Genomic DNA, 13,870 nt, shown 5'->3' with positions numbered 1-13,870 from the left:
ATGAGACAGCGCCGATCGTGCCTGGCTGTGCCGGGTTCCAGCCTGAAGATGATCGACAAGGCCAGAGGCCTGGGCAGCGACCAGGTGTTCCTCGACCTGGAGGACGCCGTCGCACCCCTGGCCAAGGCCGGAGCACGCAAGAACATCGTCGCGGCGCTCAACGAAGGAGGGTGGGGCGACAAGCTGCGCGTGGTGCGGGTGAACGACCTCACGACAGCCTGGACGTATCAGGACGTCGTCGAAGTCGTCGAAGGTGCCGGCGCGAACCTCGACTGCATCATGCTGCCGAAGGTGCAGTCTGCCGCGCACGTGTCGTGGCTCGATCTCACACTGACGCAGATCGAGAAGACGATGGGGTACGAGATCGGCCGTATCGGCATCGAGGCGCAGATCGAGGATCCCGCCGGTCTCGTGGCCGTCGATGAGATCGCCGCCGCGTCGCCGCGTACTCAGACGATCATCTTCGGCCCCGCCGATTTCATGGCGACGTCGAAGATGCGCTCCCTCGTGATCGGGGAGCAGCCGCCCGGCTACGAGGGCGCCGACGCGTTCCACTATCCGCTGATGCGCATCCTCATGGCCGCGCGCGCGCACGGATTGCAGGCCATCGACGGTCCGTACGCCCAGATCCGTGATGTGGCGGGGTTCACGGCGGTCGCGCGGCGGTCGGCAGCGCTCGGGTACGACGGCAAATGGGTGCTCCACCCCGGGCAGATCGACGCGGCCAACGAGGCCTACCGGCCGACGCAGGACGACTACGACCACGCCGAGAACATCCTCGACGCGTACGACTGGGCGACATCGGATGCCGGGGGGCGGAAGGGCGCAGTGATGCTCGGCGAGGAGATGATCGACGAGGCCTCGCGGAAGATGGCGCTCGTCGTCGCGGCTGCGGGACGAGCGTCGGCCATGACGCGAACGGACATCTGGCAGCCGGAGTCGGCGCCCGAGGCCACCGAGGCGGGTGCGGCATGACCTTCGGACGCTATCTGGAGGACTTCACCGTCGGCGAGGTCTATCGGCATTGGCCGGGAAAGACCATCACCGAGTACGACGATCACCTCTTCTGCCTCATCACGATGAACCATGCGCCGCTGCACTTGGACGCGCACTACGCCGAGTCCACCCAGTTCGGCCAGAACGTCGTCGTCGGAAACCTCGTCTACTCGCTCCTCCTGGGAATGTCGGTGAGCGATGTGTCGGGGGCCGCGATCGCGAACCTCGAGATCGAGTCGCTCCGACACATCAAACCGACCTTCCACGGCGACACGCTGTACGGCGAGACCGAGGTGCTCTCGGTCACACCGACATCCAAGCCCGATCGCGGAATCGTGACTGTGGAGACGCGCGGGTACAAGCAGGACGGGCAGATCGTGTGCGTGTTCCGTCGGAAAGTGCTCGTCGGCACGCGTCCCGAGGGGGAGTCGCCCGAGCAGGCCGCACGCCCGGTGCCGCATGACTGATCCGCAGACGCCCCTTCCCGGTCCGGAGCTTCCGTCTCCCTGGTGGAGCCCGGAGCGTCAGGCGCTGCTCGACCAGGCCCGCCGCTTCGCGTGGGAAGAGGTGCTGCCCGTCGCCGACGAGCTCGACCCTGTGAAAGGCGAGATGCCCCCGTCGCTGCTTCGGCGGCTCGGGGAGCTCGGCTACTTCGGACTGATGATCCCGGCCGCCGGCGGCGGCATGGGCCTGGGCGTGTTCGAATACTGCCTCGTCGCCGAGGAACTCGCTCGCGCGTGGCTCAGCGTCGGCAGCATCCTCGCCCGTGCTCAAGGGCTGGGGACGAACGTGCCCGACCGCGAGCGACGATCTGCGTTGGTGGCGAAGAGCGCGCGCGGCGAGTGGATCGGTGCGGTGAGCCTCTCCGAGCCCGAGGCCGGGTCGGACCTGGCCGCGATCAGCACGCGAGCCGAACGGGTCGGTGACCACTTCGTGCTCACCGGGCGAAAACGGTGGGCGGGAAACGCTCTGGCGGCCGACTTCATCCAGATGCTCTGCCGAGAACGCGACCCCGAGCCGGGGGAGAGTCGCTCGGCGGGTCTTGTGACTCTTCTTCTGGAGAAGCCGCCGGGGGAGTTTCCCGACGGCATGACGGGGTATGCGATCGACAAGATCGGCTATCACGGCTTTCGCACATGGGAACTGCAGCTGGAGGGTGTGCGAGTGCCCGTCGAGAACGTCCTGAGCGACGAGTTCGCGTCGGCGCCCGGGGCGCCCGTCGAGGGCTCCGCGTTCCGCAAGGCGGAGGCGTTCCTGAACGTCGCCCGTGTGCACACGGCCGCACGTGCCGTGGGGCTCGCGAGAGCGGCCGTCGAGGACACGGCCGAGTACCTGACTCAGCGGCGCCAGTTCGGGCATCCGATCGGCGACTTCCAGGCCGTGCGGTTCGAACTGGCCGACATGGCCGCCCAGGTGGACCAGGCCCGCGCGCACTACCGCCAGGTCGCCCACCTCATGGACGAGGGCCGCCCCTGCGCGCAGGATGCGGCCATGGTGAAGCTGCAGGCCACCGAGATGGCCGTGCGGGTGACGAATTCGGCGATGCAGCTCCACGGCGGAAACGGCTACACCACGGAGCACCGGGTGGAGCGGTATTGGCGGGACGCGCGGCTCACCACGATCTTCGAGGGGACCAGTGAGATCCAGAAGCGGAGCATCGCCAATGCGCTGCTCGGTCGGAGTCCGCTGGGGTGACGGATCAGGGCAGTCCGCTGTTGACACAGTCAGCGTGATGTCCTACAACTGAACGCAGAACGAAACACTGTTCCGAATATCGGCACAGATGAGACCGCACAACGGAGTGAAAATGACGGACTACGGCCTGTATGTCGACGGTCGGGATTGGCGTCCCGCAACCGCGGATGTCTTCGCCTCCACCAACCCCGGGACCGGCGAGGTGCTCGGCTCGTTCGTGGCCGCCGGCGTCGCTGAGGTCGGCGCCGCCGTGGAAAGCAGCTCTGCCGCGCTGGCAGCCTGGCGGCGCGTCAAGCCGTCGGAGAAGGGACGGATCCTCCTCGCCGTGGCCGCGCGCATCCGCGACCAGGCCGCCGACCTGGCGCTCTTGGAGACGCTGGACATGGGGCAGACGCTCACCTCATCGCGCGGTGACGTCGAGACTGCCGCACGGTACTTCGAGTACTACGGCGGAGCCGCCGACAAGATGCACGGCGAGACGATCCCCCTCGGGGTGGACTACGTGTCGTACACCGAGAACGAGCCGTTCGGGGTCGTGGCCGTCATCCTCCCGTGGAACGCGCCGATCAATCAGGGTGCACGGGGAATCGCTCCGGCTCTTGCAGCCGGCAACGTCGTCGTCGCCAAGCCGGCGGAGGACGCATCCCTGACGACCCTCGCCCTGGCCCGCATCTGCGTCGAGGCGGGGCTCCCGGCCGGTGTGCTCAACGTCGTGACCGGGGATGGGCGCACCGGCGATGCCCTCGTCTCTCACCCCGCCGTGCGAAAGGTGGCCTTCACGGGATCGGTCGCGACGGGGCAGGCGATCATGGCTCGCGCGGCCGAGCGCATCCTGCCGCTCACGCTCGAGCTCGGCGGCAAGTCCCCGAACATCGTGTTCGCAGATGCCGATCTCGAGGCGGCGGCCGCCAGCGCCTACGGCGCCTTCACCTTCAAGTCGGGCCAGGTGTGCTCCGCGGGCACGCGTCTGCTCGTGCACGAAGACGTCCACGACCGACTCGTTGCGCTGCTGATCGAGCGGGCCCGTGCCGCCCGCGTGGGGCCCGGAATCGAGGACCTCGACATGGGGTCCATCGCCAACCGTGCGCAGTTCGATCGCGTGTCGGATTACCTCGCGCTCGGTCCGGCAGAGGGCGCCACCGTTGCGGTGGGGGGCGGAGTCCTGGAGCGGGGCACCGGCGACGGATTGTTCATCGAGCCGACGATCTTCACCGGCGTCTCCAACAGCATGCGCATCGCGCAGGAGGAGATCTTCGGTCCCGTGCTGTCCGTTATCCGCTTCTCCAGTGACGAAGAGGCCGTGCAGATCGCCAACGACACCCCCTATGGACTGTCGGCCGGCATCTGGACGAAGGATCTCTCACGCGCCCACGCCGTAGCCCGCCGCATCGACGCCGGCCAGGTCTACGTGAACGAGTACTTCGCCGGGGGTGTGGAGACCCCGTTCGGCGGATTCAAATCCAGCGGCATAGGTCGCGAGAAGGGCCTGGAGGCCCTCACGCATTACACCCAGACCAAGACGATCACCGTGCGGCTCTGAGCCCGCGCGAGCAGACAACCCCACCCGACAGGAGATCTGAAGTGCGACTGACCGATAAGACCGCAATCATCACCGGTGCCGGCAACGGCATGGGATTGGCGGGAGCGCGGCTCTTCGCCGCGGAGGGAGCGAACGTGCTCCTGACCGACATCGACGAGAGCCTTCTGTCGGCGGCGGTGGACTCGATCCGCGCGGAGGGCGGCTCGGCGCACTACGTCGTCGCCGACGCGTCGAGCGAGGCCGACAACGACGCCGCGGTCGCCGAGGCCGTCCAGCGTTTCGGGGGTCTGGACATCGTGTGGGCCAACGCCGGCATCCCCCAGACCTTCACCTCGATCACCGACACGACAGTCGAGCAGTTCGACCGCCTGATGGCGATCAATGCGCGCGGGCCGTGGCTCGCCGCCCGCTCGGCCAAGCAGGCGCTCATCGAGCGCGGCGGTGGCTCGATCGTCATCACCGCTTCGCTGTCGGGCCTCAAGGCGCGCGCCGACCTCGCCGGCTACCAGACGTCCAAGGGGGCGGCCGTCATGCTCACCCGCTCGCTTGCGCGGGAGCTCGCGCCGTTCCGGATCCGGGTGAACTCGGTGTGCCCGCTCGCGGCCAACACGCAGATGTGGGGTCAGTTCCTCGGCGAGGGCGCCGACATCGAGGCGGCCACCGCCGCCGCTGTCGCGAACGTTCCGCTCGGGCGTCTCACCGAGGCATCCGACGTGGCTCACGCCGCACTGTTCCTCGCCAGCTCAGAGTCGTCGTTCATCACGGGAGTGAATCTGCCCGTCGACGGCGGCTCGCTCGCCTGACCGTCACTCGCACATCGCTGTCAAAGGAGATCCCGCCATGCCGAATGCGCACACCGACATCAACCTCGGCCCCGCCGTGACCCGCGAGAAAGTCGACGGCACCTGCGCCGAGTGCGGCGCCGACGACCTCGCCCGCTACCCCGTGCTGTCCGAGGGCGGGTGGTTCCTGACCACCAAGTGTCAGAGCTGCCTCGCCTCGGCCAGCCGCGACACCTGGGACCTGCTGGGTCCCATCCACCTCACCTCCCACGGACTCTCGCTCACCTGAGCGGGCGATGACGAACGAGAAAGCGAAGCAGCAATGATCGGAGTTGACGTCGGCGGCACGTTCACAGACGTGGTCGCGATTCACGACGGGGTCATCAAGACCACCAAGGTGCCCACGGATGCCCGCCACACCGACCGCGGCGTCGTTCGAGGCGCGAAGGAGCTCGGGGTAGAGAACTCCTCGGTCTTCAACCACGCCTCCACGCACGGTCTGAACGCCATCATCACGCGGCGCCTGCCGAAGATCGGCTTCCTCACCACGGGAGGTCACCGCGACATCCTCGACATGGGGCGGGTCTGGCGGCCGGCCGAGGGGCTGATGGATCCGTCGTGGCGGCGCACGTTCGGCGACGTGTCCCGTCCCCTCGTCCCCCGCTACCTGCGGCGCGGGATCAAGGAGCGCAAGCTCGCCGACGGCTCGACCCTCATACCTCTCGATGAAGAGCAGGCGCGCGCGGAGTTGCGCGTGCTGGCGAAATGCGACGTCGAGGGCGTGGCCATCTGCCTGATCAACTCGTACGTCGACCGCGCCCACGAGGTGCGCCTGCGCGAGATCGTGAGGGAGGAGCTGGGCGATGTCCCGGTCTCCATCTCCAGCGAGGTCTCGCCGCTGGCCAAGGAGTTCGCACGCGCATCGACCACCACCGTCGACGTGTTCATGCAGCTCATCTACGGTTCGTACACCGAGCGTCTGGACAGCGGGCTGCGGGAGATCGGGTTCGACGGCGACCTCAACTTCGCCGACTGCTCGGCGCAGCTGGTCCGCGCCGACGTCGCGATGGAGCACCCGTACCGCATCGTGTTCGCCGGTCCGGCGGCGGGGACCATGTCGTGCGCGCACTTCGGCAACATGATCGACGCGCCGAACCTCATCTGCGCCGACGTGGGCGGCACGTCCTGCGACATCTCCCTGGTCACCGACGGCAAGCCCTCGGTCAACACCACGTTCGAGCTCGAGCACGACCTCATCGTCAACGCCCTGTCCAACGAGGTGACCAGCATCGGGGCAGGCGGGGGGAGCATCATCTCGGTCAACACCCGTGGCGAGTTGGAGGTCGGTCCGGCCAGCGCCGGGTCGTACCCCGGCCCCGCCGCATACGGCAACGGCGGCACCGAGCCGACCATGACCGACGCCTACCTGCTGATCGGGATCCTCGACGCCGGCACGTTCGCGGGCGGTGCCATGTCGCTGAACACCGCCGACGCGCTCGCCGCGTTCGAGAACCTCGACTCCTCGCTCAGCCTCGAGGAGCGCATCCAGTACGCCTTCAACATCGGCGTCGCCAATGTCGCCGAGGGGGTCTTCGGCATCGCCGTGCAGAACGGCATCGACCCCCGCGACTACAGCCTCGTCGCATACGGGGCCGCCGGCCCGATGATGCTCCCCGCGGTTCTCGAGCAGACTCACGCGAAGAACGTCGTCATCCCGCCGCATCCGGGACTGTTCTCCGCTCTCGGACTGGTCAGCTCCGATCTGGTGTACTCCGACAGCCAGAGCGCCTACACGATGCTCGCGCCGGAGGCCGCTCCCACGGTCGCGGCGGTGTACGCCGAGATGGAGGCGAAGCTCCGCGACCAGATCGGCGACCGCCACGGCGACGTCGAGTTCAAGCGCAGCTTCGACGGCCGCCTCGCTGGGCAGAGCTGGGAGACCCCGTTCATCGACGTCCCCTCCGGAGAGATCGACGCCGCCGCGATCGAGCAGATGGTGGCCAACTTCCACTCCGCGTACGAGAAGCGCGCGGGCAACCGCTTCGAGATGCTCCCCGTTCAGGGGGTCACCTACCGCCTGCAGGCCGTCGTGCCGTCCGAGAAAGTGTCCTACCCGGTGCTTCCGCCGCGCGAGGACGGCTCGACTCTGACAGCGGTGCGCCACGTGACCATCAAGTACCTCTACGGCGAGGACACCACCGCCGCGGAGTATCACCGCGACGATCTGCGAGACGGTGACGTCATCGTCGGTCCCGCCATCATCCGCGAGGCCCTGTCGACCACCTTCATGGTCCCCGGCCAGACGGCCACCGTCGGATCCTTCGGCGAGATCACGATCACCCGTTCGTAGCATCACCCATCCTTGGAGACAGCAATGACAACGACGTCCACCGCCGCGCCCACCGCGTTGAAAGACCTCACCGACGAGCAGTTCCTCGATGCGTACGACACCGACCGCTTCACCGCGACGGTGGTGTCGAATCGGCTCCGCTACATCGTCGACCACATGTGCAATGGCCTGCTCAACAACGCGTTCAGCCAGATCCTTCGCGACTGGTACGACTTCGCGGCCACCATCACGGGCCCGGCGGAGCTGAACTACCCGATGTGCTCGGTGAGCAACAGCCTCGCCCTGTTCCTCGGCACGATGTGCGACGCGGTGCGCAACACCGTGGAGGAGCACGGCGGCGACCTGCGTCCCGGCGACGTGCTCATCTGCAACGACCCGTATCGCAGCGGGACGCACGTCAATGACATCCTCTTCATCAAGCCGGTGTTCGTCGACGGAAAGCTGACCACGTTCGTGTCGCTGCGCGCGCACCAGCTCGACATGGGCGGCATCGTCCCTGGAGGCTTCAGCGGTGCGAAGCAGAGCGTGTATGAGAACGGGCTCGTGATCGCCCCGACCCTGCTGTACCGGGATGAGAAGCCGATCCCGTCGACGTTCAACCTCATCTTCGACAACGCGCGCCTCGCCGCTCTGCTGCTGCCCGACATCAAGACGATCCACCAGAACCTGCTCTTGGGGGAGCGGCTCATCCTGGAGACGATCGAGCGCTACGGCGTCGAGGCCTACCTCGGCGCGGTGCGTTACAGCACCGACGTCTCCGCCGATGCGATGCGCACCGCGCTCCAGGCGGTGCCGGATGGCGTGTACTACGGCGAGGACGGGATCGACGCCGACGGCGTCGACGACTCGGTGGAGTACCGCATCCGCGTCAAGATCACCAAGATCGGCGGACGCATCGAAGTGGATCTGAGCGGAACGTCGCCGCAGGCGCGGTCGAGCGTGAACGGGACCTCACTGGATGCGAAGACCGCGGTCGGTGTCGCGCTGAAGTTCCTCATCGACCGCCAGACGCCCTTCACCTCCGGTACCTACCGCGACATCGACATCGTGCTTCCGCCGGGAACCCTCGTGAGCGCGACGCCACCGGACGGGGCGGTCTTCATCTACTGGGAGACCTCCGAGCCGCTGCTCCTGGCCATCTTCGCGGCGCTCAACGACGCGCTCGGGGAGGATGCCATCGGGGGGGATTTCGCCACGCTCGCGCTGCACAACGCCCAGGGCCAGACCGATGAGGGCGTCCCCTGGCTCACAGCCGGACAGACCGGCGGCGAGCACGGGCCGTGGGGCGCCACCAAGCACGGCGACGCCGACAGCTACACCGTCTACTACCTGGCGAACAACCTCGACCCCGCCACCGAGGCGATCGAGGCGGAGATTCCCGGTGTGATCATGCGCAAGGAGTACGTGATCGACTCCGCCGGGCCCGGGGCCAACCGTGGGGGAGCGTCCGTTCGCAAAGACACGCTGTATCTCACCGCCGGCGAGCATTTCCCGTCGCCACTCCACTCGCGAAAGCCCAGCGGCATCGGCGCCTACGGTGGCGGCACGGGGGCGCTCGGCGCGGCCTGGATGTTCCCGCCGGAGACATTCGACGTCGTGGAGGCGCAGGAGCTGCTGCCGGTGGACGCGGGTATCTATGCCGGCTCGGAGCCCGTGGCAGGCATGCTCGACCCCGAGGCGCGGACGGTCGATCCCGAGGGTCAGTACTTCCACTTCGCCAGCCGCACGAGCTGGAGGACCGATCCCCACACGGTCTTCCGCTACGTCACGAACGGCGGAGGGGGGTGGGGCGATGCGCTCACCCGCGATCCGGAGAGAGTTCGCCAGGATGTGCGCGACGAGTACGTGAGCCTCGAGGGTGCCCGTCGGGACTACGGTGTGGTGATCGTCGGCGACCCGGCGCGCGATCCCGAGGGGCTGCGCGTGGACGTGTCGGGCACGGCGGAGCTGCGGGCGCAGATCCGAGGTGCCCGGTGAGCGTCGCGGCGACGACCGCGACCTCGGCGACACAGGCTCCGGTCGGCCGACGTCGGACGCTGTTCTCCAGCACGGTCGGCGCGGTGGTCGAGTGGTACGAGTACACCGTGTACGCGACCTCGGCGGCACTCGTGTTCGGTCCGCTGTTCTTCCCCAGTGAGAACCCTGCGGCGTCGCAGATCGCGGCGCTGGCGACATTCGGGGTCGGGTTCGTCGCCCGTCCGATCGGCGCGTGGGTCGCCGGTCACTTCGGTGACCGCATCGGGCGTAAGGCGACGCTGATCTTCACGTTCCTCGTCATGACGATCGCCACGGCCGCGATCGGACTGCTCCCCGACTTCGCGGCAATCGGGCTGGCTGCGCCCATCCTCCTGTGCGCGCTGCGGATCCTGCAGGGGTTCGCCGTCGGAGGCGAGTGGGGTGGGGCAGCCATCGTCGCGGTGGAGAACGCGCCGAGCGACCGGCGGGGCTTCTACGGGGCGTGGCCGCAGATCGGCGTCTCCAGCGGCCTGCTTCTGGGCACCCTCGCCGTCGCGCTGGCCCAGCTGGTGTCCGGTGACCAGTTCCTCACATGGGGATGGCGACTGCCATTCCTCGCGAGCATCCTCCTCGCCGGCGTGGGGCTCTACATCCGGCTCCGCGCGATGGAGAGTCCGGCGTTCCTTCAGGCACAGGCCGCGCGTGCGGCGGCGGAGCAGCAGCGCGAGCGGGCGCCTCTGGTTGAAGTGTTCCGCACGCAGAAGAAGCGCCTGCTGATCGCCGTCATGTCGGGTTTCGGCCAGGCGGGCACGTACTACATGTTCACGGTGTTCATGGTCTCCTACGTCACCACGACACTGGAGCTCCCCGCCTACTACGGGCTCACCGCCGTGATCGTCGGGTCGGCGCTCAACGTCGCCCTGATGCCCGTCGCCGGTGCCCTGTCGGATCGGTTCGGCAGGAGGCGGATTCTCGAGGCGGGCGCTGTGCTGCTCATCATCGCCGTGTGGCCGATCTTCGCGCTCGTGCAGACAGGGCAGCTGTGGGCGGTGGTGGCCGGCATCGTGTTCTACATGGCGGTGATACACACCATGCTCTACGCGCCGCTTCCCGCGTTCTTCAGTGAGCTGTTCCCGACGCGGGTGCGATACACCGGCATCTCGATCAGCTACCAGTTGGTCGCCGTGGTCCTGGGAGGCTTCGGCCCGGCCATCTTCAGCGCTCTCGTGCTGTGGACGGGCGCCGTCTGGCCGCTCATCGGCTTCACGGTGCTCGTGGGCCTCGTGACGATCGCCGGGACTCTCCTCACCCCCGAGACCAAGGGTCGTCCGCTCGAGTGAAGACCGGCCCTCGTCTTGCGTGAATCGGCTGCTAAACCGGGAGGTTTAGCAGCCGATTCACGCAAGTGTCGGGCTACCGCGCAGCCTCGGCCTTCTTCGCCCTGCGCATCTCGTGGAGGATCGGCTCCGTGTAGCCGCTGGGCTGCGCAGCGCCCTCGAGAATGAGACGCCGCGCCGCGGTGTATGCCAGTCCCGGGCCGTCCGGGCCTACCAGCGCCTCGTAGAGCGGATCGCCGCTGTTCTGCTGATCGACGACGGGCGCGAGCCGCTGCAGGCTTGCATCCACGTCGGCCTCGGTGAGAAGACCGTGCTCGAGCCAGTTCGCGAGGAGCTGGCTCGAAATCCGGAGCGTCGCGCGATCCTCCATCAGGGCGACGCCGTGGATGTCGGGGACCTTGGAGCAGCCGATCCCCTGGTCGATCCACCGGACGACGTACCCGAGGATCGACTGCACATTGTTGTCGAGCTCCGACCGGATGGCGTCGGGGTCGAGAGGCGCGTCCTGGAGCGGCGGTACGAGGATCGGCGCCAGAGGCTGCCTGTCGCCGGCGAGTTCGGCCTGCCGGGCGTGGGCATCCACCTGGTGGTAGTGCAGCGCATGGAGCGTGGCCGCGGTGGGCGACGGCACCCACGCGGTACTCGCGCCCGCCAGGGGGTGCGCGATCTTCTGCTCGAGCATGTCGTGCATCAGCTCGGGCATCGCCCACATGCCCTTGCCGATCTGCGCGCGGCCCGGGAACCCGGACCGAAGCCCCGCCTCGACGTTGGCGCGCTCGTAGGCCTGCAGGAACGGCTGCGAACGGATGACGCTCTTGGGGACTACCGGCCCGGCGGAGAGGGAGGTGTGGATCTCGTCGCCGGTGCGGTCGAGGAATCCGGTGTTGATGAACACGACCCGGTCGGATGCGGCAGCGATGCACGCGCGAAGGTTGACTGTCGTGCGGCGCTCCTCGTCCATGATTCCGATCTTGAGGGTGCGCGGCGGGAGGCCGAGAAGATCCTCCGTGCGTGAGAAGAGCTCGACCGCGAACGACACCTCGTCGGGGCCGTGCATCTTCGGTTTTACGATGTACATCGATCCGGTGCGCGAGTTGCCGCCCGCGGTGTCGCCGCGCAGGTCGGGAAGGGCGCCGAGCGTGGTGAAGACGGCGTCGACGAGGCCTTCGAAGACCGGCTCGCCCGCCGCGTCGCGCACGGCGTCGGTCTGCATGAGGTGGCCGACGTTGCGCACCAGCAGGAGCGAGCGGCCCGGGAGGATCAATTCGGCACCGTCGGCACCGGTGTACACCCGGTCGGGCGACATCTTCCGCACGAAGGTGCGGCCGCCCTTGCTGACCTCCTCGGAGAGCGTGCGGCGCATGAGGCCGCGCCAGTTGCGGTACGCGAGCACCTTGTCTTCCGCATCGACCGCGGCGATGGAGTCCTCGAGATCCATGATGGTCGTGATCGCCGACTCGAGGACGATGTCCTGAACGCCGGCAGCGTCAGCCGCACCGATCGCCCCCGCGCGGTCGATCACGATCTCCAGGTGCAGATCGTTGTGGCGAAGGAGCACGCCGGTGGGCTCGGCCGGTGACCCCTGGTGGCCGGCGAATACGCGCGGATCCCGCAACGGAGTCTCTCCACCGTCTGCGAGGCGAACCCGCAGTGCGCCGTCGACGACGCGGTAGGAGGCAGCATCCGCGTGGGAGCCCTGCGCCAAGGGTGCGGCCTCATCGAGCAGCGCCCGGCCCCGTGCGATCACCGCGGCGCCGCGCGTGGGATTGTAGGCAGCGCCGGGCGCGAGGGCGCCCTCGAGGGGGATCGCGTCGGTGCCGTAGAGGGCGTCGTAGAGCGAGCCCCACCGGGCGTTCGCGGCGTTGACCGCGAAGCGGGCGTTGAGGACGGGGACGACCAGCTGCGGGCCGGCCTGCGCGGCGATCTCGCCGTCGACGTCGGTGGTGGTGATCGTGAAATCTTCGGGGGCCGGCAGGAGGTAGCCGATCTCGCGCAAGAACGCCTCGTAGTCCTGCGGGTCGGGCGTGCCCGGCGACGCGCGGTGGTACTCATCGATCTGCGCCTGCAGGCGTTCGCGCGTGCGGAGGAGGTCACGATTGACCGGCGTCAGATCGGCGATCAATGCCGCGAAGCCCGACCAGAAGGCCTCCGGATCGACTCCCGATCCCGGCAGCGCTTCGTCCTCCACGAAGGAGATGAGGGACGCTGCCACGTCGAGTCCCGCGCGCGACGCGCGGAGTTCGGCGGGGGTGATCTCAGCGTCGATCGAGGTGTTGTAGGTCATCGGTGCTCCCTGGGTCGACCGCCACGCTAGCAACCAGACGCTCGACAATGGAATATGCATTCCATATCGTGGAATGCATCGCGAGGGAGGATCGAGATGACGGAGGGCCCCGGCGAGCACAACGTCCAGTCGGTGCAACGCGCACTGGAAGTGCTCGAGGCGCTGAGCGCTGCGGGCGGCGAGTCCGGCGTGGCCGAGCTCGCGCTGACGCTCGGACTGCCCGGGCCCACCGTCCATCGGATCCTGCAGACACTGAACCGCCGCGGATACGTGCTGCGGCTGCCGTCCCGCCGCTACGCGCTGGGGCCCGCGCTGATGCGGCTCGGGGACGCCGCCACGCGCCGCCTCTCGGCGTGGGCGATGCCCGCGCTGCTGCGGCTGGCCGACTCGACGAGGGAGACGGCTAACCTCGCTGTGCTCGACGGCGACATGGCGACATACGTCGCGCAGTCGCCGTCTCCGCATTCCATGCGCATGTTCACCGAGGTGGGGCAGCGGGTGTTCCCCCACTCCACGGGGGTGGGGAAGGTGCTCCTCGCGCAGCGGACCGATCCCGAGGTGCTCGAGATCGTCCGGCGGACGGGGATGCCCGGATTCACCGAGTCCACGCTGGTGACGGAGGAGGATCTGCTGTCCGAGCTGGCGACCATCCGTCGCCGCGGCTACGCGATCGACGAGGGCGAACAGGAGGAGGGGGTGCGGTGCTTCGCCCTCCTCGCGCCCGGGCTGGTCGTCCCGGCGGCCGTCTCGGTCTCGGGGCCGGCCGCCCGAGTGACCAGGGCGTCGGCCGACCGTATCGTCGAGCACCTCCGCGAGGCGGCCGCGGCCCTGCGGGCGGCAGCGCGCGCCTGAGGCGCGAGGGGTCGCGATACGCGGTGCGACCGTGTCGGGATGCTGCTGGGTGTGACCCTTCGTGGGTGGTGGGGGTTC

The 13,870-nt window shown here is 68.4% G+C and carries 11 protein-coding genes; 10 read left to right on the top strand and 1 reads right to left on the bottom strand.

Going from position 1 to position 13,870, the window contains the following annotated elements:
* From ACTU3I_RS00055 to ACTU3I_RS00015, 9 genes are all read left to right on the top strand, one after another.
* Entirely contained in the window at positions 1 to 975 is a 975-nt protein-coding gene (locus tag ACTU3I_RS00055; RefSeq protein ID WP_442925289.1) for an HpcH/HpaI aldolase/citrate lyase family protein, read from the top strand.
* Positions 972 to 1,463, top strand: coding sequence for a MaoC family dehydratase (locus tag ACTU3I_RS00050; protein ID WP_442923544.1), 492 nt, complete (start codon positions 972 to 974; stop codon positions 1,461 to 1,463). The genes ACTU3I_RS00055 and ACTU3I_RS00050 overlap by 4 nt, the downstream gene beginning before the upstream one ends.
* Positions 1,456 to 2,691 carry an acyl-CoA dehydrogenase family protein gene (locus ACTU3I_RS00045; protein ID WP_442923543.1) on the top strand — a complete coding sequence of 412 codons (1,236 nt, stop codon included), beginning with the start codon at positions 1,456 to 1,458 and terminating at the stop codon, positions 2,689 to 2,691. The genes ACTU3I_RS00050 and ACTU3I_RS00045 overlap by 8 nt, the downstream gene beginning before the upstream one ends.
* Before the next feature lie 112 nt (positions 2,692 to 2,803).
* Entirely contained in the window at positions 2,804 to 4,231 is a 1,428-nt protein-coding gene (locus ACTU3I_RS00040) for an aldehyde dehydrogenase family protein (RefSeq protein WP_442923542.1), read from the top strand.
* Positions 4,232 to 4,272: 41 nt separating this feature from the next.
* A complete protein-coding gene (locus tag ACTU3I_RS00035; protein WP_442923541.1) occupies positions 4,273 to 5,034 on the top strand; it encodes an SDR family NAD(P)-dependent oxidoreductase in 762 nt (253 codons plus the stop codon).
* Positions 5,035 to 5,071: 37 nt separating this feature from the next.
* Entirely contained in the window at positions 5,072 to 5,302 is a 231-nt protein-coding gene (locus tag ACTU3I_RS00030; RefSeq protein WP_442923540.1) for a hypothetical protein, read from the top strand.
* Between the two features lie 33 nt (positions 5,303 to 5,335).
* Entirely contained in the window at positions 5,336 to 7,363 is a 2,028-nt protein-coding gene (locus ACTU3I_RS00025; protein ID WP_442923538.1) for a hydantoinase/oxoprolinase family protein, read from the top strand.
* A 24-nt stretch (positions 7,364 to 7,387) separates the two neighbouring features.
* Complete coding sequence (locus tag ACTU3I_RS00020; RefSeq protein ID WP_442923537.1) at positions 7,388 to 9,340, top strand: hydantoinase B/oxoprolinase family protein; 1,953 nt, start codon at positions 7,388 to 7,390, stop codon at positions 9,338 to 9,340.
* A complete protein-coding gene (locus tag ACTU3I_RS00015) occupies positions 9,337 to 10,659 on the top strand; it encodes an MFS transporter (RefSeq protein WP_442923536.1) in 1,323 nt (440 codons plus the stop codon). Before ACTU3I_RS00020 ends, ACTU3I_RS00015 begins: the two co-directional genes overlap by 4 nt.
* A 73-nt stretch (positions 10,660 to 10,732) precedes the next feature.
* Here ACTU3I_RS00015 and ACTU3I_RS00010 read toward each other — a convergent pair whose 3' ends face one another.
* Entirely contained in the window at positions 10,733 to 12,940 is a 2,208-nt protein-coding gene (locus ACTU3I_RS00010; protein ID WP_442923535.1) for a malate synthase G, read from the bottom strand.
* Positions 12,941 to 13,036: 96 nt separating this feature from the next.
* Here ACTU3I_RS00010 and ACTU3I_RS00005 point away from each other — a divergent pair, with 96 nt between their 5' ends.
* A complete protein-coding gene (locus ACTU3I_RS00005; RefSeq protein WP_442923534.1) occupies positions 13,037 to 13,792 on the top strand; it encodes an IclR family transcriptional regulator in 756 nt (251 codons plus the stop codon).
* Positions 13,793 to 13,870 lie beyond the last annotated feature (78 nt).

It is taken from the genome of Microbacterium sp. RD1 (genome assembly GCF_052220165.1).
Lineage (GTDB): Bacteria > Actinomycetota > Actinomycetes > Actinomycetales > Microbacteriaceae > Microbacterium.
Note: the sequence above shows the minus strand (reverse complement) of the source record. Positions and strands in the feature narration are given on the sequence as shown.